Source organism: Nocardioides sp. ChNu-99 (genome assembly GCF_029493445.1).
Classification (GTDB): domain Bacteria; phylum Actinomycetota; class Actinomycetes; order Propionibacteriales; family Nocardioidaceae; genus Nocardioides.
Genome location: NZ_JAHWBL010000007.1, coordinates 25,409 through 47,711, shown reverse-complemented (window position 1 = coordinate 47,711; position 22,303 = coordinate 25,409). Strand labels below are relative to the sequence as shown.

Sequence of the window (22,303 nt, the reverse complement as noted above, 5' to 3'; positions counted from 1 at the left end):
CGCCGGTCGCCCTCGCGTCAGACCTGGAGCAGCGCCGTCACCGGCACGCCGTCCACCGCGGCGCGACCGGGCAGGAAGGTGAGCTCGAGGAGCAGCGCGATGCCGACGACGTGGGCGCCGCACCGCTCGACCAGCGTGCGGGTCGCGGCGGCCGTGCCACCCGTGGCGAGCACGTCGTCGACCACCAGCACCCGGTCGCCCGGGGCCAGGGCGTCGACGTGCAGCGCCAGCGAGGTGGACCCGTACTCGAGGTCGTAGTCGACCTCGTGGGTGGCGCGGGGCAGCTTCCCGGGCTTGCGGACCGGCACGAAGCCGACGCCCAGGGCCTGGGCGACCGGGGTGCCGAACAGGAACCCGCGGGCCTCCATGCCGACGACCTTGTCCACCACCGGCGCCCCGTCCGACCCGCGACCGACGTCCGCCAGGGCCGCCACGACGGCGGCGAACGCCGCCGGGTCGGCGAGCAGCGGCGTCACGTCCTTGAAGACCACGCCGGGCTGGGGGAAGTCGGGGACGTCGAGCAGTGTCGACCGGACGGCCTCGGCCGCCGCGGCACGCCGTGCCCGGACCGCGTCGGCGTCGGCGGTCCCCGGGGCGGGGGACGTGGGGGGCTGCGTCGCGGCCATCGGTCTCGGTCTCCGTTCGTGGTGGGTCAGGGCGTCGACACGGTACGGCGTGGCGCCGCCCCCGCCGTACCCGCCGTGCCCGGCGGCGGGCCGACACCGGACGGCAGCGGCGGCGGGGCCATCAGGCGGGTCGGGGCGAGCAGGAGCGCCGTCGTGGTGGCCACGAGCAGGCCCGCGGCCACGACGAGGAACGGCCCTCGCATCGAGGGCGCGGCGACCACCACGCCGAGCAGCGGGAGGAGGGCCAGCGCGGCGGCCTCGACGTAGCGGCGCCACCAGTCGTCGACCCCGCGCCCGGTCACGACCGCGACGTGCGCGACGACCGCGGTGACGGCCACGGCCAGGAGGGCGGCCAGCGTCGCGGGCGAGGCCGTCACACCGGCCCACGCCGCGAGCCCGGTGCCGGTCAGCAGCGCGAGGGCGGTGGCGGCGACCACGACCCCCACGGCACGCAGCGACCAGGCCAGCAGCCCCCGGGTGAGGGCGAGGCCGGCCAGGAGCGCGGCCAAGACCAGGGCCCCCGCGCCGACCCACGCCAGCGGCGACCCGGCCGCGCGGAAGCCGGCCGACGAGACGCCGGCGTCCTCGGTGACGGGGAGCGCCGCCAGGTCGGCGGTCAGCGCGGCGCGCTCGGCCGTCGTCAGACGCGGGGTGGTGACGAGCACGGCGCCGTCCCCCGCGGTGCGCACCGACGAGACGGGGACGCCGCTCCCCCGGGCCGCGTCCCGCACGGCCGACCGGGCGTCGACGGGGTCGCCGACCACCGCGACGAGGTGCTCCTCCCCGGCGGTGAAGGCCGGGTCGGAGGCCACGCCGCGCAGCGCCAGGCCGGCCACGGCCACCACGGCCGCCGCGACCAGGAGCCCGGCGACGACGCGGCGGGCGGACGTCGGCCGCGGGGAGCGGTCGGTGGCGGGGGTGGTGGCGCCGGGGAGGTGCGCCGCGCCGCGGCGCTCCGCGAGGACGACGGCCAGCGGCCGCACGAGGAGGAGGCCGCTGACGAGCGCGGCGGCGAGCACGACGCCGACGGCGACGGCGACGTCGCCCAGCTCGCCCCCGGCCGCGAGGCGCACCGCTCCCGCTCCGAGGACGCCGGCCGCGACGCACGGCCACCAGCGACGCCACGCCTCCGCCCCGCCCCGCTCGGCGGCCGCCGCGGGCGTGCGTCCCGGCGCCTCGCGCTCGCCGGCGACCTGCACGCCGGCGGCGAGGAGCGGCACGACGGGCAGGGTGCCCGCCACGGCGACCGCGACCGGGAGGGTGAGCGGCAGGCCGACGACCTGGTCGGCCAGGAGCAGCAGGGGGGCGACGAGGACCGTCGTACCGGCCGTCGCGACGAGCGGCAGAACGGCCCGCCGGCGGGCGAGGGCCGCCACCACGAGGGCGGCGACGAGCAGGCCGACCCCCGCCCCCAGCGCGCCGTGCGCGCCCTCGTCGCGATCGAGGGTGGAGCCGAGGCGGATGACGTCGACGTGGTCGACCGCCACGGGCAGCGCACCGGCGCGCACGCGCTCGGCCGCGGCCTCCGCCTCGGGCTGGTCGAGCCGCCCGACGAGCACGGCACCGTCGTCGGGCTCGGTGAGGTCGGACACGGCGACGACGTCGCCGTCGATGGTCAGGGCGACCTGGGGGACGTCGACCCCCAGGTCGTCGGCGGGGTCGGTCGTGGACGGGGTGCCGGGGCGCTCGGGACCCCCTGCCCCCTTCGTCCCCTCCGTGGCCTCGGTGGCCTCGGCGGCCTCGGCGGCCTCGGCGGCGGCTTCCGGCACGGTCAGCGCGACGAGGGTCGCGACGCCGTCCGCGGCGCCCGGGTCCAGCTGGACGCGCACGCCCCAGCGGCCACCGTCGAGCACCGGCTCCTCGCCCCCGGGCACGAAGTTGCCGTCGGCGGGGTCGTCGCCGAACTCGGCCCCGGGGTCAGCAGGGTCGGCGGGATCAGCGGGATCAGCGGGGTCGGCGGGGTCGGCGGGCGCGTCGTCGCCCGGGCCGCCGTCGGCAGGTGCCTCCCCGGGGACGGGCCCGTCCGGCAGCTCCCCCTCGGCGCCGCCCGGCGCCTCGGCCCCACCGGGCCCACCGGGCTCGCCGTCGGGTTCCTCCCGCAGCTCGGCCGCGGCGTCGTCGACGGTGTCACCGGCGGCGAGCGCGGGACCGAGCAGGTAGGTGCCGCCCGCGGCGTCGCACGCCAGCAGCGGCTGGTCGGCGGCCACGGGCCCGGTGTCGTCCCCGCAGCGGTACGACGGGAGCGCGGCCGCCCAGGCCGGGTCCGGCGAGCGGGTCCACGCGACGGCCGAGTCACCGGTGGCCGGGAGCCCGGCGACGTCGACGCCGCCCGCCGCGCCGCCGGTGCCGGCGGGGGCGTCGTCGCCCCGGGCGACGACCGCGCGCAGACCGACCTGGCCGGTCGAGCGCAGGGCGTCGAGCACGCGGTCGTCGGGACGGCCGGGCAGGGTCACGAGCAGGGCGCCGTCGCTGCGGCGGCGCGCCGTCGCGCCAGGTGCGCCCGCGTCACGGGCCCGCGCCTCCAGCACCTCGGCGGTGGCGTCCAGCGCGTCGGCGGAGGTCTCCTCGGCGGTCGGGACGACCACCACCCGGGTGCCGGCCAGCACGTCGACCCCCCAGCGGGGAGCCCAGCTGGCGGTCAGGGCCACCACGCCGAGAGCGGTGGCGACGAGCAGGACGTGGAGGACGACAGCCCTGCCGTGGGTGGTGGCGCGTCCCCCGGCCACCGGTCAGGCCCCGTCGGCCCGCTTGTCGAGGTCGACCGTGGTCTCCGGGGTCGGGTCGACCGCGTCGGCCGGGAGCGCGGCGGCGTCCTCGACGTCCTCGTCCTTCACGACCACGGCGACGGCGGCGCGCACGACCTCGACGACGGTGCCGGGGGCGAGCTCGACGCGGACGCGCTCGCTGTCGCCCACCTCGCGCAGGACGCCGAAGACGCCGCTGGTCAGCATCACCTCGTCACCGACCCGCAGCGAGTTCTGGAGCTCGACCTGCGCCTTCTGGCGGCGCTGCGCCGGGCGGATCATGAGGAACCAGAAGAGCAGGAACAGCAGGGCGAGGAACAGCAGCTCGTACACGAGGCGACATCTCTTCGGCGTCGACGACAGGGACCGGCCGCGCGAACGACCTCCGCGATCCTAGCCCGCCCGCGGGGCCCGGGTCCGGCAGCGGTCGGGCAGCGGTCGGGCAGCGGTCGGGGGCGTCGCTCAGTCGTCGAAGAGCGGCGCGTCGGCCACGCGGCCGCCGGGTCCGTCGTACGACGCGGGCACGGCCAGCCCGAGGTGGGCCCACGCCGCCGTGGTGGCGACGCGGCCGCGCGGCGTGCGGGCGAGCAGCCCGGAGCGCACGAGGAACGGCTCGGCGACCTCCTCGACCGTCTCGCGCTCCTCACCGACGGCCACGGCGAGGGTGGAGACCCCCACCGGTCCCCCGCCGAAGCGGCGGCACAGCGCGTCCAGGACGGCCCGGTCGAGCCGGTCCAGCCCCGAGGCGTCGACCTCGTACAGGTCCAGCGCCGCGCGGGCCACCTCGCGGGTCACGACGCCGTCGGCGCGGACCTGGGCGAAGTCGCGCACCCGGCGCAGCAGCCGGTTCGCGATCCGGGGGGTGCCGCGCGAGCGGCCGGCGATCTCGGCGGAGCCGTCGTCCTCGAGCGTCGTGCCGAGCAGCCCGGCCGAGCGGCGCACGATGCGGTCGAGGTCCTCGGGCTCGTAGAACTCGAGGTGGGCGGTGAACCCGAACCGGTCGCGCAGCGGGCCGGGCAGCAGGCCGGCCCGGGTGGTCGCGCCGACCAGCGTGAAGGGCGGGATCTCGAGCGGGATGGCGGTGGCCCCGGGGCCCTTGCCGACGACGACGTCGACCCGGAAGTCCTCCATCGCCATGTAGAGCATCTCCTCGGCCGGCCGCGACATCCGGTGGATCTCGTCCACGAACAGCACGTCGCCCTCGTTCATCCCCGACAAGATGGCGGCGAGGTCACCGGCATGGGTGATGGCGGGACCGCTGGTCAGGCGCAGGGGCGCCGACATCTCGGCGGCGATGATCATGGCGAGGGTCGTCTTGCCCAGCCCCGGCGGGCCCGACAGCAGCACGTGGTCGGGCGCCCGGCCGCGGCGTCGGGCCGCCTCGAGCACGAGGCCGAGCTGCTCGCGGACGCGGACCTGCCCCACCACCTCGTCGAGGGTCCGGGGGCGCAGCGCCGCCTCGACGGCGCGCTCGTCACCCTCGGCCTCCGCCGCCGTCAGGGTGCGCAGGTGGGCCTCCTCGGCGGCGCTGAGGTGGTCGTCGTACCCCTGCTCGTCGCCCACGTCAGGCCTTGCTCAACGTGCGGAGGGCCGCGCGCAGCAGCGCACCGACGTCGGGCGCGTCGCCCGCCTCGGGCGCGACCGCGTCGACGGCGCGGTCGGCCTCCTTCGCCGACCACCCCAGCCCGACGAGACCGCTGTGCACCGGCGCGCGCCACGCGTCGCCCGGCGCCACGACCGGCTGGCCCGGGGCGACGACGGTGCCGGGGGCGCCGATGCGGTCCTTCAGCTCGAGGATGATGCGCTGCGCGCCCTTCTGCCCGATGCCGGGGACCCGCGTGAGCGTCTTGACGTCCTCGTCGGCGACCGCGCGGCGCAGGTCGTCGGGCCGCAGCACCGCGAGCATGGCCTGGGCCAGCTTGGGCCCGACCCCCGACGCGGTCTGCACCAGCTCGAAGACCTGCTTCTCGTCGTCGTCGACGAAACCGAACAGGGTCAGCGAGTCCTCCCGCACGACGAGGCTCGACGCGAGCGTGGCGCGCTCGCCGCGGCGCAGCGTGGCGAGCGTCGCGGGTGCGCACAGCAGCTCGACACCGACACCGCCGACCTCCAGGACGGCGCTGGTCAGGCCGACCGTGGCGACCTCGCCTCGGACGAACGCGATCATCTCTTCCTCCCGTGGGCGGCGACGGCCGCGGCGTACCGGTTCGGTGCGGTGGTGCTGGTCGTGCCGGACGTGCTGGGCGTGCCGCTGGCGCCCCGGGGCGTGCCGGCGACGCGTGACGTCGCCCGAGCGCCGGCCACCGCGGCCTCCAGGCGGTCCTGCGCCCCGCCGCGCCAGATGTGGGTCACGGCGAGGGCCAGCGCGTCGGCGGCGTCGGCAGGCTTCGGCATCTCGGAGAGCCGCAGGATCCGGGTGATCATGGCCCCCACCTGGGCCTTGGTGGCGCGGCCGCTGCCGGACACGGCGGCCTTGACCTCGCTCGGGGTGTGCAGCGCGACCGGGATGCCTCGGCGTGCGGCCACGACCATGGCGATGCCGCTGGCCTGGGCGGTGCCCATCACCGTGCTGACGTCGGAGCGCGCGAAGACCCGCTCGATCGCCACGACGTCGGGGCGGTGCTCCTCGATCCAGGCCTCGACACCCTTCTCGATCGTCACGAGCCGGACCGGCACGGCCTCGGTGGCCGCGGTGCGGAGCACGTTGACGTCGACGAGGGTCAGGGGACGGCCGACGCTGCCCTCGACGACACCCATGCCGCAACGGGTCAGGCCGGGGTCGATCCCGAGCACGCGCATCCGTGGTCCTCCCGACGCGAGGTGGTGGTGTCGAACGTGTGTTCTAGCGCGCCACCGTAGCCCGCTCGCGGGCCGTGGGCGGTACGACGCGCCGCCGTGCCGCCGTGCCGCCCTCGTGCCGCCCTCGTGCCTCCGCCGTCAGGCGTCCTCGAGCTCCGCCATGACGTCGTCGGAGATGTCGAAGTTCGCGTAGATGTTCTGCACGTCGTCGAGGTCCTCGAGCACGTCGACGAGGCGCAGCATCTTGCCGGCGGCGTCCTTGTCGAGCTCGACCTTGAGGTCGGGGCGGAACTCGGCCTCGGCGGAGTCGTAGTCGATGCCCGCCGCCTGCAGCGCGGTGCGGACGGCGACGAGGTCGGTGGCCTCGGAGACGACCTCGAACGCCTCGCCGATGTCCTCCACGGCGTCGGCGCCGGCCTCGAGGGTGGCCTCGAGCACGTCGTCCTCGTCCACCGTGCGCGCGTCCTGCGCCGCGGGCACCACGACGACGCCCTTGCGGTGGAACAGGAAGGAGACCGAGCCCGGGTCGGCGAGCGAGCCGCCGTTGCGGGTCATCGCGGTGCGGACCTCCATGGCCGCGCGGTTCTTGTTGTCCGTGAGGCACTCGATGAGCATCGCGACGCCCGCCGGCCCGTAGCCCTCGTACATGATCGTCTGGTAGTCGGCGCCGCCGGTCTCCGCGCCCGAGCCGCGCTTGACGGCGCGGTCGATGTTGTCGTTCGGGACCGAGCTCTTCTTCGCCTTCTGGATGGCGTCGTACAGCGTCGGGTTGCCCCCGGGGTCACCGCCGCCCATGCGGGCCGCGACCTCGACGTTCTTGATCAGCTTGGCGAACATCTTGCCGCGCTTGGCGTCGATGGCGGCCTTCTTGTGCTTCGTGGTCGCCCACTTGGAGTGGCCAGACATGCGTCCCTCTTCTACTCAGCCGGTACGACGGGTCCGAGCCTCGTCCACCACCGAGTCCCAGAACATCCGGTGGACGACGGGGTCGTCACCGATCTCGGGGTGGAAGGACGTCGCCAGGAGCGCGCCCTGCCGGACCGCGACGATCCTACCCGCGGCGTCGCCGTGCGTCGGGGAGCCCTCCGCCCGGGCCAGCACCTCGACCCCGGGGCCGGCCGACTCGACCCACGGGGCCCGGATGAAGACGGCCGGCACCGGGGTGCCGGCGAGGTCGACGGTGGTCTCGAACGAGTCGACCTGCCGACCGAAGGCGTTGCGGCGCACGGTGACGTCCAGGCCGCCGACCACCTCCGAGCCGTCCTGCTGCGCCGGCGTGCCGTCGAGGACCCGGTCGGCCAGCAGCACCATGCCCGCGCACGTCCCGAGGACGGGACGGTCCCGGGCCACGAACGCCCGCACCGCGTCCATCACCCCGAAGCGCACCGCGAGCCGGCCGATGGTCGTCGACTCCCCGCCCGGGAGGACGAGCCCGTCGAGCGGCTCGATCTCCTCGGCCCGGCGGACGGCCACTGCGTCCGCGCCCAGGCGGCGCAGCGCCGCGACGTGCTCGCGGACGTCGCCCTGGAGGGCGAGCACCCCGACGCGCGGGCGGCTCGACGGGGGCGACGGCGGGGACGGAGGGGGGGACGGAGGGGCGGGCACGGGCGCCGAACCTAGCGGGCGGCGGGTGCCGGGCGGCGGGCGTCCCGCATCGCGGCGGGCCTCAGCCCGCCCGCAGCGTGACGACGACGACCTCGGGCGGCGCGCCGACGCGCACCGGCGGGCCCCAGGCCCCGGCGCCCCGGCCGGTCACCAGCGTGACCCCGTCCACGTCGTCCACCCCGGCGACGGTGGGCTGGTCGAGGCGCACGAACCACCCGAAAGGCCACAGCTGCCCGCCGTGGGTGTGCCCGGACAGCTGCACGTCGACGCCGCGGTCCGTGACGACCTGGGACGGCTCGTGGGCGACGAAGAGGATCGCGTCGTCGGGCGACGTCCCGGCGAGGGCGGCGCCGGGGTCGGGGGCGGACGCGCCGGTCCCGATGGCGTCGTGCACCCCGGCCACGACGAGGCGCGCTCCCCCGGCCTCGACGGTCACCGACTCGTTGGCCAGCACCGTGATGCCGAGCCCCTCGAGACGGGCGACGAGCTCGTCGGCGTCGCCGTTGAGGAACTCGTGGTTGCCGGTCACGGCCACCACGCCGTACGGCGCGTCGAGGTCGCCCAGCGGGTCGAGGTAGGGACCGACGTGGCGGTGCAGGCCGTCGGCGTAGTCGCCCCCGAGCACCACCAGGTCGGCGTCCGTGCCGGCCACCTGCTCGACCACCGCGCGCACGAAGTCGTCGTCGCGCACCGGCCCGACGTGCAGGTCGCTGATGAACGCCACCCGGAGGCCGTCGAGCCCGTCGCCCAGGTCGGCCACCACGACCTCGTGCTCCGTGGTCCGCACGTGGGCGGCCTCGACGTGCCCGTACGCCGTGGTGCCCGTCGCCGCGAGCACGGCGAGCACGGCGCCCCACCGCGCGGTCCGCAACCGGGCCGCCGGACGGCGGGCGAGGCGCAGCACGCCGCACGTGACCGCCACCAGCAGGAGGCCGAGCGTCAGGTACCAGGCCAGCGCGACCGCCGTGAGGCCGAGCCACAGGAGCGGGCGCCACGGGGCCGGGTCCGTCGTGCGCTGCACGACCTCCGCCACGGCGAAGGCGACGACGCCGAGCACCGCGACGGCGACGGTCCCCCGTCGTACCCGGGCCGCGCCGCGCGGGCCCAGCACGTCGCCCCAGGCGGGCGCGACGGCGAGGCGGCGCACGAGCCACGTCACCCAGCCGACGAGCACGAGGAGGGCGAGCGCGCCGCCGAGCCAGATCACCCGGTCATCCTGCCGGGGCCGCCCTGAGGCGCCCCGCCGTCGCGGCGGCGGGCCTCACCAGCCGCGCTCGGCCAGCCGGTGCGGCTGCGGGATCTCCTCCACGTTGATGCCGACCATGGCCTCACCGAGCCCGCGCGAGGCCTTCGCGACCACGTCGGGGTCGTCGAAGAACGTGGTGGCGCGCACGATCGCCTCGGCGCGCTGCGCGGGGTTGCCGGACTTGAAGATGCCCGACCCGACGAAGACGCCCTCGGCGCCCAGCTGCATCATCATCGCCGCGTCGGCCGGGGTCGCGATCCCGCCGGCCGTGAACAGCACGACCGGCAGCCGTCCCGCGGACGCGACCTCCGCGACCAGCTCGTACGGCGCGGACAGCTCCTTCGCCGCGACGTACAGCTCGTCGGGGGCCAGCGAGGACAGGCGGGCGATCTCGGCGCGGATCGTCCGCATGTGGGTCACCGCGTTCGACACGTCCCCCGTGCCGGCCTCGCCCTTGGAGCGGATCATCGCCGCGCCCTCGGTGATGCGCCGCAGCGCCTCGCCCAGGTTCGTCGCCCCGCACACGAACGGCACGGTGAACGACCACTTGTCGATGTGGTGGGCGTAGTCGGCCGGGGTCAGCACCTCGGACTCGTCGACGTAGTCGACGCCCAGGCTCTGCAGCACCTGCGCCTCGGCGAAGTGACCGATGCGGGCCTTGGCCATCACCGGGATCGACACGGCCGCCACGATCGAGTCGATCATGTCGGGATCGCTCATCCGCGACACCCCGCCCTGCGCGCGGATGTCGGCCGGCACCCGCTCCAGCGCCATCACGGCCACCGCACCGGCGTCCTCGGCGATCCGGGCCTGCTCGGCGGTGACCACGTCCATGATCACGCCGCCCTTGAGCATGTCGGCCATGCCGCGCTTCACCCGCACGGAGCCGGTGGTGGACGGGGCGGTCGGTTCGTTCGTCATGGGCGGCACCCTAGGACCGTCGGCGGGCGCGGCGGGCGCCGTGCCGAGGGGTGGGCGCGACGGGTCGGGCCCGCGCCACCTCGACCATCGTGTCCCGGTCGACCAGCTTGCGGCGCGGCCGGCCGTCGCGCGCTCCCCAGGCCCGCTCGTACGTGTCGACCGCCGCCCAGCCGGCCGCGTCGATCGACCGGGGCGCCCGGCGCCGCACGAGCTGCGCGAACGCCTCGCGGTGCGCGCCCGGCTCGCCGTCGGGGCCTGCCGATGCGCCGGCGGTGGGGGCGCTGGGCTCCGCGAGCAGGCCGGCGTTGAAGTCGGCCACCAGGTGCGCGACCGTCTCCTCCGCGTCCGTCTTGTTCGTGCCGATGTAGCCGCTGGGGCCCCGCTTGATCCAGCCCGCGACGTACGTGCCCGGCACGGGGGTGCCGCTGCCGTCGTGCACCCGCCCCGCGTCGTTGGGGATGGTGGCGCTGACCTCGTCGAAGGGCAGGCCCGGGACGGGACGTCCGCGGTAGCCCACCGAGCGCAGCACGAGACCGGCCGCGAGGGTCGAGACCCGCTCGGTCGCCACGGCGCGGGCGTTGCCCTCCGCGTCGACGACGAGGTCGTTGTCGACCACCTCGAGCCCGGCCACCGCGCCCTCGCCCAGGATGCGCAGCGGGGACTGGGCGAAGCGGAGGACGACGCGGCGCCGTCCCTCGCCGCGGGGCTCGGGGAGGTGCTCGAGCATGCGGATCTTCTGCTCGAGCATGGGCTCCAGGGTGCCGGCCGCCCGCCGGCGCAGCGTCTCATTGTCGAGGCGCAGCCCGCCCTCGACGACCACGTCGATGTCGTCGCGCATGACGAGGCCGGTGAGCTCGGGCAGCGTGTACGCCGCCTGCGCGGCGCCCCGCCGGGCGACCAGCACGACCTCGCGCACCTTGCTCTCCCGCAGCGCCTCCAGCGCGTGGTCGGCGATGTCGGTGCCCGCGAGCCGCTCGGGGTCGGTGGCCAGGATGCGGGCGACGTCGAGGGCGACGTTGCCGTTGCCGACGACCACGACCCGCTCCGCGTCCAGGGGCACGTCGAGCTCGGTGTGGTCGGGGTGGCCGTTGTACCAGGCGACGAAGCCCGTGGCCGTGCCGCTGCCCGGCAGGTCCTCGCCCTCCACGCCGAGGCGGCGGTCGAGCGAGGCGCCGGTCGCGTAGAGCACCGCGTGGTGGTGGGCCAGCAGGTCCTCGTGCGTCACGTCGACGCCGACCTCGACGCCGAGGTGGTAGGAGAAGCCCCGCTCGCGCTCGATGGTGCGGAACAGGTCGACCACCTTGCGGGTGTCGGGGTGGTCGGGCGCGACGCCCGCCCGGGCGAGGCCGTACGGCGTGGGGAGCCGCTCGATCACGCTGACCTGCGCGCCGTCCTGCTTGAGCACCTCGTCGGCGGCGTACATCGCCGCCGGGCCCGAGCCGACGACGGCGACGCGCAGCGGCCCGCGGGCCGGGTCGGCCCGCTCGATGGGCCGCAGGGGCGCCTGGACGGGTCGCGGTCGCGGCGGGGTGTGGAAGAGCTCGTTGATCTCCAGGAACGGCAGCTCGCCCTCGGCCAGCTTGGTGTGGGGCTTGATCGCCCCGACCGGGCAGGCGCTGACGCACGCGCCGCAGTCGACGCACGACGCCGGGTCGATGTAGAGCATCTCGGCGGTGCCGAAGTCCGGCTCGTCGGGCGTCGGGTGGATGCAGTTGACCGGGCACGCGAAGACGCAGGACGCGTCCCCGCAGCACGAGCGCGTGACGACGTGGGGCATGGGGGCTCGCTGTCTGTTCGGGGCGTCGCGGCGGGGCGGACGACCGGGCTCGACCGGGGGAGAACGGTACGGCGGCACCGGCGACGTGGGGGCCGTCGCCGGTACCGCCGTACCGGGGGTGCTGCGGGCGGCTCAGGCCGCGAACTTCACCGGGGGCTCGCTGCGGTAGCGCGACGGGCGCGTGCCGTACATGCCGAGGCGCTTCCAGACCCGCTTCGCCAGCGGGTTCATCAGCCCGGACTGCTCGGCCAGCATGCGCACGTCCGCGAAGGTGTCGGCGAGCATCTTCTGCGACTCCGGCGAGTCCCAGTAGAGCTCCTTGACGAGGCTCTCGGGCACGCCGAACCGGCGGCGGAACTCCTTGGGCGGCATGAGGATGGCGTCGCCGAGGATCCGCATGATGACCGGGTAGAGCAGCGAGACCGCGAGCTTGTTGATGCGGCCCATCTTGGGCGCGCGACGCTTGACGAGCTCGTGGGCGAACGAGATGTGGCGTGCCTCCTCGGCCACGTGGATCTCCATGATCCGGCCCATCATCGGGTGGATCTCGTCGCGGCTGCGCAGGATCGCCTTCTGCGTGTGGTCGATCGGCTCCTCGCCGGCCAGCACGCCGACGAAGAAGATGACCGGGAGGCGGTTCGCGACCAGCGAGAAGGTCGGGCTGAGCACCCGGATCCAGAGCGGCATGCCCGAGACGTCCATGCCGACGCGGTTCACCGCCTCCTGGAACATCTGGGTGTGGTGGCACTCCTCCGTCGCCTCGTGCATGAGGTAGCGGTACTCCGGCGAGCCGTTCTCCAGGCTGAAGACGTACTGCATGATCCCGCGGATCAGGATGTTCTCGAACTGCCAGCCGACCTTGAAGATGTTGGCCTGACGCCACAGGCCCATCTCGATCTGCTTCTCCACCGGCTGCGACTGGTACCACGCGCTCGAGCCCAGCGGGTCCACCTTCGGCAGGATCCAGCGCGGGTCGTCGTGGCGCACCTGGAAGTCGGGGTGGTCCCAGTCGATGTCGACGAACGCGTCGAAGTGGCGCTCGACCGAGGCGACCGAGAGACGGTGCAGCACCTCGGCGTACTCCTCGTCGGACAGCCCCTCGGGCACCTCGGGAGCGTCCCAGTCGATCATGTCGAGGGTGAACTTCTCCGGCTCACCGGAGGCGTCGGGCTTCTCGGACACCTGTGCGGTCATCGCTGGCACTCTCCTCGCGTCGTCGCGGCACGGCCGGTTCCCCGGCCGTTCGAGGGTGGCTGGCCACCCGTTCACACGATCGTGCTCCGCCGACCGGACGATGTCAAGGACTATGTAACATTCAGAGTGTCATGTTCGGGTGTCACGTTCGCGGCGGGCGTCCTCAGGCCGCGGACGGCGGCGCCGCGCCCCCGGTGCTCTCCGCCAGGGCCTGCTCGCGCACCACCCAGATGCGCTGCACCACGGTCACCGTGCTGGCGGCCGCCAGCGCCCACAGCGTCACCTCCATGAGGATGCGCAGGTCGAACAGGCCCGACAGGCCGGTCATGACGAGGATCGCGACGAGGCGGTCCGCCCGCTCGGCGATGCCCACCTTGGCCTGGAAGCCCAGCCCCTCCGCCCGGGCCCGCGCGTACGACGTCACGCTGCCCATGACGAGGCAGACCAGGCTCAGCACGAGGTAGAGCGTCGAGTCGCCCGGGCCCGCGAAGTAGAGCGCCAGGCCGCCGAAGATGGCGCCGTCGCCCACGCGGTCGAGGGTGGAGTCGAGGAAGGCGCCGAACTTCGAGCTGCGCCCCGTCTCCCGGGCCATGAACCCGTCGATGAGGTCGGAGAACACGAAGGCGGTGATGAACAGGACGCCGATCAGCAGCTCGCCCTGCGGGAAGAACACGAGGGCGCCCACGCAGACACCGAGCGTGCCGACGAGGGTGACGGCGTCGGGGCTGACCCCACGACGGATGAGGAGACGGGCGATGGGCGAGAGGAGTCGGGTCCAGAACCCGCGGAAGCGCTCGAGCATGGTGACGGCAGGCTAGCGGCCCGCGAGCGCCGCGCACGCCTCCGCGACCGCCGTCGGCGCGCCCGCGGCGTACCAGTCCAGCCCGTCGACCACCTCGTGCCGGGTCGTGCCGCCCACCCCGCGCACGAGCGCGGCGCCGGGCAGCTCGTCCCACGTGGGCACCGAGTGCTGGAACACCAGCCCGAGACGGCCCTGCGCGACGGCGGTGGCGTCCATGCTCCCCGAGCCGAGCATGCGCACCGCCGCGACGGCACCCGTCGCCCGCCCGAACGCACGGCCCGCCTCGCCCGCGAGCGCCGACGGGTGGAAGTAGGTGGCGGCGCTCGTGCGCGCGAGCGGTACGTCGGTCAGTCGCGGCAGGCGCTGCCCGTCCCGGGTGGTCGGGAGCCCGGGGCCGCCGACGAACAGCGCGTCCTCGTGCGGGTGGTAGACGGCGCCGAGCACGAGCTCGTCCCCGTCGAGCAGCGCCAGGGCCGAGCACCACCACGTCAGCCCCGAGAGGAAGTTGTAGGTGCCGTCGACGGGGTCGATCACCCAGCGGCGCCCGGTGGTGCCCGCCTCGTCGACGCCCTCCTCCCCCAGCAGCCCGTCGCCGGGGCGCTCGGTGCGCAACCGGCCCGCCACCAGGTCCTCGGCGGCGTGGTCGGCGGCCGTCACCACGTCGGAGACCGACGTCTTCTCGGCGACGGCGAGACCCTCGACCCCCTCGGCCCGCATCGCCGCCGCGAGCCGGCCCGCGGCGCGCACGACGTCCCCGGCGAGGCGGACGTCGTCGGCGTCGGGCGCGCTCACGCCGGCCACGCCTCGCGCAGGAGGTCGCGGGTGTCCGTGAGCAGCTGCGGCAGCGTCTTGGTCGCGCCGAGCACCGTCATGAAGTTGGCGTCGCCCGACCAGCGCGGCACGACGTGCTGGTGCAGGTGGGCGGCGAGCGAGCCGCCCGCGGCCGAGCCGAGGTTGAGGCCCACGTTGAACGCGTCCGGAGTGGCGATCGCCCGGATCGCGGTGATGGCCGCCTTGGTCATCGCCGCGACCTCGGCGGTCTCGTCGTCGTCGAGGTCGGTGTAGTCCGCGACGTGCCGGCGCGGCAGCACCATGAGGTGGCCCGGGTTGTAGGGGTAGAGGTTGAGCACCGCGAAGGTGGTCGGCCCCTCGGCGACGACCAGGTCGGGCTCCGTCGACGTGCCCGCCACCATCCGGCAGAAGGGGCAGCCGCGCGGTTCGGTGCGCGGCTGCTCCTCCCCGTCACCGCCCCGGATGTAGGCCATCCGGTAGGGGGTGTAGAGCCGCATCAGCCCGTCGGGGTCGCTCACGGTCGCTCCTCCGCCTCTCGCGCGCCCGTCCGGCGCGGGTCGCTCAGTACTGGTGGAACCATCGGTCCAGCTCGTCGGCCACGCCGGGGCAGGTCACGTCCTGGTCGCGCTCGTCGGCCACCCACTGGCCCAGCACCGCCGGTCCGCCCTGCACCACCCACTCCTCGCCGCAGCGCGCCAGCGCCTCCGCGCGGGAGGTGTGCCCGGCCGCCCGCCACTCGGGCACGCCGAGCGCCAGGTCGCCCACGACCTGCTCCCACAGGTACGGCGTGGAGTAGACGCCGATGGCCAGTCCCGCGTCGGTGTAGCCCCGGGCCACGCCCTCGACCACGGCCGCGTTCGCGTCCGGGTCGTCGCTCCACGCGAAGTCGGGCACCGGCTCGACGTCGATCCACACCACGGGCGAGACGAGCCCCGCGGAGCGCATCGAGGCCACGTTGAACCGGGCCTGCTGGTAGCCGGTGTTGCGCAGGGCGCCGTCGGGTGTCGAGCCGTCGAAGGGGCCCGTCGTGCCGTGGCGGGCCACGGTCGCCGCGTCGGGGAAGCTCGCCACCGCGTACGCCGACGCGAGCAGGTGACGCTCGGCCACCCAGTCGACCTGCGCGGCGAGGCACGGGTTGGGGTGGAAGCCGGGGCCGTTGGTGAGGCCGATGACGACGTACTCCGCCTCCGGCAGGGGCAGGGGCATGCCGAGCGTGCGCTTCTGCGGGATGCCGAGGCCCCGGGGGCACTGGGGCCAGCTGATGTCGCCGCCGAGCACGGCACCGTCCGGGCCGCGTACCGGCCCGTCCTGGGGCCCGTCCTGCGGCCCGTCCTGCTCGCCGGCGAGCTCCTCGGCCAGGCCGGCCAGGTCGCCGGCCTCGGGGCCCGCCGTACCCGGGGCGGGGGCCTGGGTCAGCTCGGTGGCCGCGGCCTCGGGGGCGCTGGGCGGCGCAGGAGCCGGGGTGCTCGGCTCCGTCGCGCCGTCCCCGCCTCCCCCGCCGCAGGCGGCGAGGGGGACGACGAGGAGAGCGGCGGCCAGCAGGCCGCGCACTCCCCCGCGGCCCCCCACGCCGGCCCGCACGCCGCTCAGACCTGGGTGCGGGCGGCGACGGCGTCGACGACCCGGGCGACCGCGTCCTCGATCGGCACGCCGTTGTCCTGGTCGCCGTTGCGGTAGCGGAAGGACACCGCGCCCGCCTCCACGTCCTGGTCGCCCACGATGACCATGAAGGGCACCTTCTGCAGCTGGGCGTTGCGGATCTTCTTCTGCATCCGGTCGTCGGAGTCGTCGACCTCGACCCGGATGCCCGCGGCCCGCAGGCGCTTCGCCACGTCGTACAGGTAGTCCACGTGCCGCTCGGCGACCGGGATGGCCTGCACCTGCACGGGCGCGAGCCACGGCGGGAAGACGCCGGCGTAGTGCTCCACCAGCACGCCGAGGAACCGCTCGATCGAGCCGAACTTCGCCGAGTGGATCATCACGGGCTGCTGGCGCGACCCGTCCGCGGCGGCGTACTCCAGACCGAAGCCCTGGGGCTGGTTGAAGTCGTACTGCACGGTGCCCATCTGCCACGTGCGGCCGATGGCGTCCTTGGCCTGGACGGAGATCTTCGGGCCGTAGAACGCGGCGCCGCCCGGGTCGGGCACCAGCTCGAGACCGGAGCCCCGCGCGACGTCCTCGAGCACCTTCGTCGCGGTCGCCCACTGCTCCTCGGTGCCCACGAACTTGCCCGGCTTGGAGTCGTCGCGGGTCGAGAGCTCCAGGTAGAAGTCGTCGAGACCGAAGTCGCGCAGCACGCTCAGCATGAAGTCGAGCAGGTGCTCCACCTCGGCCGGCGCCTGCTCGGGGGTGCAGTACGAGTGCGAGTCGTCCTGGGCGAAGCCGCGCACGCGGGTGAGGCCGTGGATGACGCCGGACTTCTCGTAGCGGTAGACCGACCCGAACTCGAAGAGCCGCAGCGGCAGCTCGCGGTAGGAGCGGCCGCGGGAGGCGTAGATCAGGTTGTGCATCGGGCAGTTCATCGCCTTGAGCTGGTAGTTCGAGCCCTCGAACTCCATGGGCGGGAACATGGTGTCGGCGTAGTACGGCAGGTGCCCCGAGGTGTGGAACAGGCCGTCCTTGCTGATGTGCGGGGTGCCGACGTAGGAGAAGCCCTCCTCGATGTGGCGACGGCGGACGTAGTCCTCCATCTCCCGCTTGATGACGCCGCCCTTGGGGTGGAAGACCGGCAGCCCGGAGCCCAGCTCGTCGGGGAAGCTGAACAGGTCGAGCTCGCGGCCGAGCTTGCGGTGGTCGCGGCGCTCGGCCTCCTCGAGGCGGTGCAGGTGGGCCTCGAGGTCCTCCTTGGTCGCCCAGGCGGTGCCGTAGATGCGCTGCAGCTGCTTGTTCTTCTCGTCGCCGCGCCAGTACGCCGCCGCGCTGCGCATCAGCTTGAACGCCGGGATGCGCTTCGTCGTGGGCAGGTGCGGGCCGCGGCACAGGTCCTTCCAGACCACGTCGCCGCTGCGCCCGGTGTTGTCGTAGATGGTGAGCTCGCCCGCGCCGACCTCGACGCTCGCGCCCTCGGCGGCGTCCTCCGCCGCGCCGCCGCCCTTGAGCGCGATCAGCTCGAGCTTGTAGGGCTCGTGCTGCAGCTCGGTGAGCGCGTCGGCGTCGGTGGTGACCCGGCGGGAGAACCGCTGGTTCTCCTTGATGATCTTCCGCATCCGGGTCTCGATCTTGTCGAGGTCCGCGGGCGTGAACGGGGTCTCGACGTCGAAGTCGTAGTAGAAGCCGTCGGTGATCGGCGGGCCGATGCCGAGCTTCGCCTCCGGGAAGAGCGCCTGGACGGCCTGGGCGAGCACGTGCGCGGTCGAGTGGCGCAGGATGTCGAGGCCGTCGGGGCTGGTGATCTCGACGGCCTCCACCTCGTCGCCGTCGGCGAGCTCGTGGGACAGGTCGCGGAGCTCGCCGCCGATGCGTGCGGCGATGACGTCCGGCTGCTCGGCGAAGAGCTCCCAGGCCCTCGTGCCGGCCGTGACCGTCCGCTCCTCGCGCACGTCGGCGTGGGTGCGGGCGATCGAGATGTCGGACACGAGGTATCTCCTGGGCGTGCGGTCGGTGGCGGGCGCTCGGCGGGCGCACGGGGGCGCCCGGCGCGATGCTATCGGTCGCCGCCGTCCGCGCTCGCCCCGGTTTCGCCCCGCGGCGGGCCGCCGACGGCCTACCCTGCGCGGGTGAAGCAGACGACCCGCCGCAGCAGTCCCCCCGCCAACCGGTGCGCCGTGTGCTGGAGCGCCGTGGACCTGACCGACGGCACGACCGTGCGCCTCGTCCTGGCCCGTGGGCTCGACGAGCCGTCCTCCGACCCCACCACGGCCTCCAGCGAGATCGACACCGACTGGCGGCACTCCTACGCCGTCAGCTTCTGCGGGATGGAGCACGCGCGCTCCTGGGCGGCGGAGGCCGACGTCCCGCAGCACGCGTGGGTGCGGTCGTCGACGGTCAGCGACGGCGAGCTCGGGTTGGTGCTCCTCGTGGCCCTGCTCGTCCTGGTGCTCGCCGGGTTCGGCGTCGTGCACCTGGCGGGCACCTACCTCTGTGTCGCCCTCTCGGTCGGGCGGGTCAGGCCATGTCGCGGTAGCGCTGCGCGGTCGCCAGCTTCTCCTCGAGGAGCGGGCGGGTGGCCTGGCGCGGGTGGGCCCAGTCGTCGTCGACGACGAAGAGGCCCGCGTACGCCGCCGTGTCGCGCTGGTAGCGCCAGCCCTCCGCCAGCGGGCCGACGTCGAGGGCGTCGTACCCCAGGCGGTCCATGACGTCGCGCACCGTCGCCTTCGCGCCCGGGTCGTCGCCGGCGATCGGCAGGACGCTGCGCTCGGGGTCGCCGCTCTCGCGCGCCCGGCTGAAGAGGTGCTCGAAGAAGATGTTGTTGAACGCCTTGACCACGTGCGACTCCGGCAGGTGCGCCTGCAGCAGCTCGCTGGTGGTGGTCGACTCGTCGTCCAGCTCGGCGACGTGCCCGTCGCGCTCGGGGTAGTAGTTGTTCGTGTCGATGACGACCTTGCCGCGCAGCGGCTCGACCGGCACGTCGCGGTAGGCCTTCAGCGGGATGGTCACGACGACGACGTCGCCCTCGGCCGCGGCCTGCTCGGGCGTGGCCGGGCGCGCGCTGCCGCCGAGCTCGGTGACGAGGTCGACGAGGGTCTCGGGGCCGCGGCTGTTGCTCAGCACGACGTCGTACCCCGCCGCGACGGCGAGCCGGGCGAGCGTGCCGCCGATGTTGCCGGCGCCGATGAATCCGATGGTGGTGGTCATGGCCGCTGCAACCCCGCACGGCGCGCCGCTGTTCCGCGAGGCGCGACACGGCGTCGGTGACCTGCCACGATCGGCGCCATGGCGATCAACCCCACCGGCAAGGACATCAAGCGCTACCTGACCGAGGACCCGGGCGGACCCGTGGTCATGCTCAACCTGCTGCGCTTCGCGGACGGCGGGCGCGAGGAGTACGCGCGGTACGCGGCGGCGCTCGAGGAGACGTTCCTGCCGCGGTACGGAGCGCAGGTGCTCTACGCCGGCGACGGGTCCACCACCCTCGTCGCCGAGACGGGCCAGGACTGGGACGCCGTGCTGCTCGTGCGCTACCCCGACCGGCAGGCCTTCAGCCGGATGGTCGCCGACCCGGAGTACCAGCAGGTGACGCAGCACCGGACGAACGCACTCACCGAGGCCGTGCTGCAGGCCACCGTGCCGTGGGCCGGCTCCGCGAGCTGACCGCGCCACACCCGGCCGCCCGGCGCCACACCCCGCGACCGCCCCACGACGCAGGAACGCCCCCGGCTCGAGAGCCGGGGGCGTTCCGTCGGTGGGCGATACTGGGTTCGAACCAGTGACCTCTTCGGTGTGAACGAAGCGCGCTACCACTGCGCCAATCGCCCGCGTGGTGCGGTCGCACACGTTAGCGCACGACGCCCGGCAACTCACAATGCGGGGTCCCGCGACCTCACGGGTCGACGTCCTGCGCCTCCCGCTCGGCCCAGACCTCCTGCGCCCGGGCGGTCACGGGACCGGGGGCCGGCAGCTCCCGGTCGCCCCACCGCGCGACGGCCTGCACGTCCCGGGTCGTGCTGACGAGGAACGCCTCGTCCGCCTGCTCGGCGACCGTGATCGGCTCGTCGACCTCGCGGGCCCCCAGCCACTCGATGACGAGCGCGCGGGTCACGCCGGCGAGGCAGCCGCTCGCGAGCGTCGGGGTGCGCAGCTCGCCGTCGACGACGTAGAACACGTTCGAGCCGGTGCCCTCGCAGAGGTCTCCCGCGGTGTTCGCGAGCACCGCCTCCGAGGCGCCCCGCTCGGCCGCGTGCGCGAGGGCGACGACGTTCTCGGCGTACGACGTCGTCTTGAGCCCGGCGACCGCGCTGTGCTCGTTGCGCCGCCACGGCACGGTGACGACCTTCGTGGCGGCGGGCAACGGGTCCATGGGGACCGCCGACACGAGGACCGTGGGCGCCGCGTCACCCCGCCCGGACCCCAACGGCGCCGGCCCCCCGGTGACGGTGATGCGCAGCCGGCCCAGCGGCAGGTGCGCGGCCGCGAGCACGGCACCGACGCCCTCCTTGACGGCAGCGACGTCGACGCCCCCGAGGCCGATCCCGGCCGCCGATCGCTCCAGGCGCTCGAGGTGGCGGGTCAGCGCGAACGGGCGGCCGTCGACGACCTTGACGGACTCGAACACCCCGTCCCCCACCGTCAGCCCGTGGTCGGTCGCCCGCACCACCGGCTCGTCGGGATCGCTCAGGAGCCGGCCGTCCACCCACGTCTGCATGGCGGCCATCGTAGGTCGGGGCGGGTCGATGCCCCGGGGGGCCGGGCGGCTGTCGCGAGCCCCTCACCCCCGAAGGATCCATGCCTATCATCCGTCTCGTGGCGGCTGGACCGCCGTTCCCGGCCGACCAGGAGGTCTCATGAGCCAACCGTCGTTGCGGCCGCAGAAGACCGCATTGCTGCTCGCCCAGCGCATCGTCGGCGACATCCACCAGCGGGGCAACAGGGCCGGCGACCGCCTGCCCCCCGAGCGGGTGATGCTCGAGGAGTACTCGGTCGGACGGGGCACCCTGCGCGAGTCCCTGCGGTTCCTGGAGCTCCAAGGCGTCATCAGCCTTCGCCCGGGGCCCGGTGGAGGACCGGTGGTCCAGCAGCCCCGCGCCAGCAACCTCGCCCACAGCCTCACCCTCCTGCTGCAGTTCGAGCACGCCTCGTTCCGCACCGTCGTCGAGGCCCGGGGCACCCTCGAGCCCGTGATGGCGCAGCTCGCCGCCCAGCGGATGAGCGACGAGCAGATCGTCGAGCTCGGGCGCAGCGTCGAGACCCGGGAGGAGCAGCCCGGCGACGAGGGCGCGGTCCGTCAGCAGGACAGGCAGTTCCACGGGGCCATCGCCCACGGCTCCGGCAACGCCGCGCTCGGCTGCCTGGTCGACGCGCTGCTCGAGACCCTGCACGGTTCGGCCACCGGTGTCGACCTCCCCGATACCCACCGGTCGGCGGTCGACGACGCCCACCGCGCCATCTACGCGTCCATCGCGGCGCGCGACCCGGCCCGGTCCGCCGCCGCCATGCGGGACCACCTCGCAGCGCACCTGGAGCACGCTGAGCGAACCTTCCCCGACGTGCTGGACGCCCCGGTCACCTGGTTCCTCGGCACGACGTGAGCCCCCGACGCAGCGCCGGGCCGGCGCCGCAGCGTCGACGCAGCTCGGGGCATGGCCCGGGCGGCGCTCGGGCAACTGCCCTCGACGGACCCGGCACTGGACGGGTCCGGAACGGCCGAGAACCGCGCCACGACGGGCCCGTTCGCCTGCTCGCCACGCCGCCGTGGACCCGATTTTGCACCGGGTGGGGCATCCGCTAATGTTCTCGACGCACGCCGGGCCGGGAACGGAACGGAGCGCAAGCGGACGTAGCTCAGTTGGTAGAGCGCAACCTTGCCAAGGTTGAGGTCGCGAGTTCGAGCCTCGTCGTCCGCTCGGAGAGAACAATGGTCGAAGCCTCCACGGTGGAGTGGCCGAGAGGCGAGGCAACGGACTGCAAATCCGTCTACACGGGTTCAAATCCCGTCTCCACCTCGACTTCCTCGATCCTCCGGGATCGTGGTCGCTTGAAGGGCGATTGGCGCAGTGGTAGCGCGCTTCCTTGACACGGAAGAGGTCACTGGTTCAAACCCAGTATCGCCCACCACACGTTCCACCAGGTCAGACCCCGTCACGGCGCAGCCGAGACGGGGTCTTCCTCGTTCTCGGGCCGCCTCCGGCGCGTCCACGGCGG

21 protein-coding genes and 4 tRNA genes are annotated in these 22,303 nt (G+C 74.6%); 5 read left to right on the top strand and 20 right to left on the bottom strand.

All coding sequences use genetic code 11. From position 1 onward, the window contains the following. Positions 1-17 precede the first annotated feature (17 nt). The 18 genes from KK617_RS04255 to KK617_RS04170 form a co-directional block, all read right to left on the bottom strand. On the bottom strand, positions 18-626 hold the full coding sequence (locus KK617_RS04255; RefSeq protein WP_277498297.1) for an adenine phosphoribosyltransferase: 609 nt from the start codon (positions 624-626) through the stop codon (positions 18-20). A 26-nt stretch (positions 627-652) separates the two neighbouring features. After that, on the bottom strand, positions 653-3,352 hold the full coding sequence (locus KK617_RS04250; protein ID WP_277498296.1) for a hypothetical protein: 2,700 nt from the start codon (positions 3,350-3,352) through the stop codon (positions 653-655). Positions 3,353-3,355: 3 nt separating this feature from the next. Beyond that, positions 3,356-3,703, bottom strand: coding sequence for a preprotein translocase subunit YajC (gene yajC / locus KK617_RS04245; RefSeq protein ID WP_277498295.1), 348 nt, complete (start codon positions 3,701-3,703; stop codon positions 3,356-3,358). Positions 3,704-3,832: 129 nt separating this feature from the next. Then, a complete protein-coding gene (gene ruvB, locus KK617_RS04240; RefSeq protein WP_277498358.1) occupies positions 3,833-4,879 on the bottom strand; it encodes a Holliday junction branch migration DNA helicase RuvB in 1,047 nt (348 codons plus the stop codon). A gap of 55 nt (positions 4,880-4,934) precedes the next feature. Next, complete coding sequence (gene ruvA, locus KK617_RS04235) at positions 4,935-5,537, bottom strand: Holliday junction branch migration protein RuvA (protein WP_277498294.1); 603 nt, start codon at positions 5,535-5,537, stop codon at positions 4,935-4,937. After that, entirely contained in the window at positions 5,534-6,169 is a 636-nt protein-coding gene (gene ruvC / locus KK617_RS04230; protein ID WP_277498293.1) for a crossover junction endodeoxyribonuclease RuvC, read from the bottom strand. The genes ruvA and ruvC overlap by 4 nt, the downstream gene beginning before the upstream one ends. Positions 6,170-6,307: 138 nt before the next feature. Continuing rightward, positions 6,308-7,075, bottom strand: coding sequence for a YebC/PmpR family DNA-binding transcriptional regulator (locus KK617_RS04225; protein ID WP_277498292.1), 768 nt, complete (start codon positions 7,073-7,075; stop codon positions 6,308-6,310). Positions 7,076-7,090: 15 nt separating this feature from the next. Then, positions 7,091-7,774, bottom strand: coding sequence for a pyridoxal 5'-phosphate synthase glutaminase subunit PdxT (pdxT, locus tag KK617_RS04220; RefSeq protein WP_277498291.1), 684 nt, complete (start codon positions 7,772-7,774; stop codon positions 7,091-7,093). 61 nt (positions 7,775-7,835) lie between these two features. Beyond that, positions 7,836-8,981, bottom strand: coding sequence for a metallophosphoesterase (locus KK617_RS04215; RefSeq protein WP_277498290.1), 1,146 nt, complete (start codon positions 8,979-8,981; stop codon positions 7,836-7,838). 54 nt (positions 8,982-9,035) lie between these two features. Then, positions 9,036-9,941, bottom strand: a complete 906-nt coding sequence (gene pdxS / locus KK617_RS04210; protein ID WP_277498289.1) for a pyridoxal 5'-phosphate synthase lyase subunit PdxS — start codon at positions 9,939-9,941, stop codon at positions 9,036-9,038. 10 nt (positions 9,942-9,951) lie between these two features. Next, complete coding sequence (locus KK617_RS04205) at positions 9,952-11,718, bottom strand: FAD-dependent oxidoreductase (protein ID WP_277498288.1); 1,767 nt, start codon at positions 11,716-11,718, stop codon at positions 9,952-9,954. 132 nt (positions 11,719-11,850) lie between these two features. After that, a complete protein-coding gene (locus KK617_RS04200; RefSeq protein WP_277498287.1) occupies positions 11,851-12,912 on the bottom strand; it encodes a diiron oxygenase in 1,062 nt (353 codons plus the stop codon). Positions 12,913-13,075: 163 nt separating this feature from the next. Further along, a complete protein-coding gene (gene pgsA / locus KK617_RS04195) occupies positions 13,076-13,714 on the bottom strand; it encodes a phosphatidylinositol phosphate synthase (RefSeq protein ID WP_277498286.1) in 639 nt (212 codons plus the stop codon). Between the two features lie 12 nt (positions 13,715-13,726). Then, a complete protein-coding gene (locus KK617_RS04190; protein ID WP_277498285.1) occupies positions 13,727-14,506 on the bottom strand; it encodes an inositol monophosphatase in 780 nt (259 codons plus the stop codon). Beyond that, entirely contained in the window at positions 14,503-15,024 is a 522-nt protein-coding gene (locus KK617_RS04185; protein ID WP_277498284.1) for an HIT domain-containing protein, read from the bottom strand. The genes KK617_RS04190 and KK617_RS04185 overlap by 4 nt, the downstream gene beginning before the upstream one ends. 43 nt (positions 15,025-15,067) lie before the next feature. Further along, complete coding sequence (locus tag KK617_RS04180) at positions 15,068-16,087, bottom strand: hypothetical protein (protein ID WP_277498283.1); 1,020 nt, start codon at positions 16,085-16,087, stop codon at positions 15,068-15,070. Positions 16,088-16,092: 5 nt separating this feature from the next. Next, positions 16,093-18,081 (bottom strand): threonine--tRNA ligase, encoded by a 1,989-nt coding sequence (thrS, locus tag KK617_RS04175; RefSeq protein ID WP_277498282.1) that lies wholly within the window; start codon positions 18,079-18,081, stop codon positions 16,093-16,095. Between the two features lie 529 nt (positions 18,082-18,610). After that, complete coding sequence (locus KK617_RS04170; protein ID WP_277498281.1) at positions 18,611-19,300, bottom strand: NADPH-dependent F420 reductase; 690 nt, start codon at positions 19,298-19,300, stop codon at positions 18,611-18,613. 78 nt (positions 19,301-19,378) lie between these two features. Here KK617_RS04170 and KK617_RS04165 point away from each other — a divergent pair, with 78 nt between their 5' ends. Continuing rightward, positions 19,379-19,756 (top strand): DUF1330 domain-containing protein, encoded by a 378-nt coding sequence (locus KK617_RS04165; RefSeq protein WP_277498279.1) that lies wholly within the window; start codon positions 19,379-19,381, stop codon positions 19,754-19,756. Positions 19,757-19,848: 92 nt separating this feature from the next. On the opposite strand, the gene KK617_RS04160 is transcribed toward KK617_RS04165, so the two are convergent. Both KK617_RS04160 and KK617_RS04155 read right to left on the bottom strand, forming a co-directional pair. Beyond that, a tRNA-Val gene (locus KK617_RS04160) sits at positions 19,849-19,920 on the bottom strand. Positions 19,921-19,985: 65 nt separating this feature from the next. Further along, entirely contained in the window at positions 19,986-20,807 is an 822-nt protein-coding gene (locus tag KK617_RS04155; RefSeq protein ID WP_277498277.1) for an aminodeoxychorismate lyase, read from the bottom strand. A gap of 139 nt (positions 20,808-20,946) precedes the next feature. Here KK617_RS04155 and KK617_RS04150 point away from each other — a divergent pair, with 139 nt between their 5' ends. From KK617_RS04150 to KK617_RS04135, 4 genes are all read left to right on the top strand, one after another. Then, positions 20,947-21,690 carry an FCD domain-containing protein gene (locus tag KK617_RS04150; protein WP_277498276.1) on the top strand — a complete coding sequence of 248 codons (744 nt, stop codon included), beginning with the start codon at positions 20,947-20,949 and terminating at the stop codon, positions 21,688-21,690. A 242-nt stretch (positions 21,691-21,932) separates the two neighbouring features. Then, positions 21,933-22,005, top strand: a tRNA-Gly gene (locus KK617_RS04145). Between the two features lie 28 nt (positions 22,006-22,033). After that, positions 22,034-22,104: transfer RNA gene (locus tag KK617_RS04140), tRNA-Cys, on the top strand. 37 nt (positions 22,105-22,141) lie between these two features. Continuing rightward, a tRNA-Val gene (locus tag KK617_RS04135) sits at positions 22,142-22,216 on the top strand. Positions 22,217-22,303 lie beyond the last annotated feature (87 nt).

Bases quoted from the DNA above. Each gene is read 5' to 3' on its own strand.
- KK617_RS04200 (WP_277498287.1), bottom strand. From the start codon at position 12,912: ATGACCGCACAGGTGTCCGAGAAGCCCGACGCCTCCGGTGAGCCGGAG.
- KK617_RS04205 (WP_277498288.1), bottom strand. From the start codon at position 11,718: ATGCCCCACGTCGTCACGCGCTCGTGCTGCGGGGACGCGTCCTGCGTC.
- ruvC (WP_277498293.1), bottom strand. From the start codon at position 6,169: ATGCGCGTGCTCGGGATCGACCCCGGCCTGACCCGTTGCGGCATGGGT.
- KK617_RS04165 (WP_277498279.1), top strand. From the start codon at position 19,379: ATGGCGATCAACCCCACCGGCAAGGACATCAAGCGCTACCTGACCGAG.
- KK617_RS04255 (WP_277498297.1), bottom strand. From the start codon at position 626: ATGGCCGCGACGCAGCCCCCCACGTCCCCCGCCCCGGGGACCGCCGAC.
- KK617_RS04225 (WP_277498292.1), bottom strand. From the start codon at position 7,075: ATGTCTGGCCACTCCAAGTGGGCGACCACGAAGCACAAGAAGGCCGCC.
- KK617_RS04150 (WP_277498276.1), top strand. From the start codon at position 20,947: ATGAGCCAACCGTCGTTGCGGCCGCAGAAGACCGCATTGCTGCTCGCC.
- KK617_RS04170 (WP_277498281.1), bottom strand. From the start codon at position 19,300: ATGACCACCACCATCGGATTCATCGGCGCCGGCAACATCGGCGGCACG.
- KK617_RS04155 (WP_277498277.1), bottom strand. From the start codon at position 20,807: ATGCAGACGTGGGTGGACGGCCGGCTCCTGAGCGATCCCGACGAGCCG.
- pgsA (WP_277498286.1), bottom strand. From the start codon at position 13,714: ATGCTCGAGCGCTTCCGCGGGTTCTGGACCCGACTCCTCTCGCCCATC.
- pdxS (WP_277498289.1), bottom strand. From the start codon at position 9,941: ATGACGAACGAACCGACCGCCCCGTCCACCACCGGCTCCGTGCGGGTG.
- ruvA (WP_277498294.1), bottom strand. From the start codon at position 5,537: ATGATCGCGTTCGTCCGAGGCGAGGTCGCCACGGTCGGCCTGACCAGC.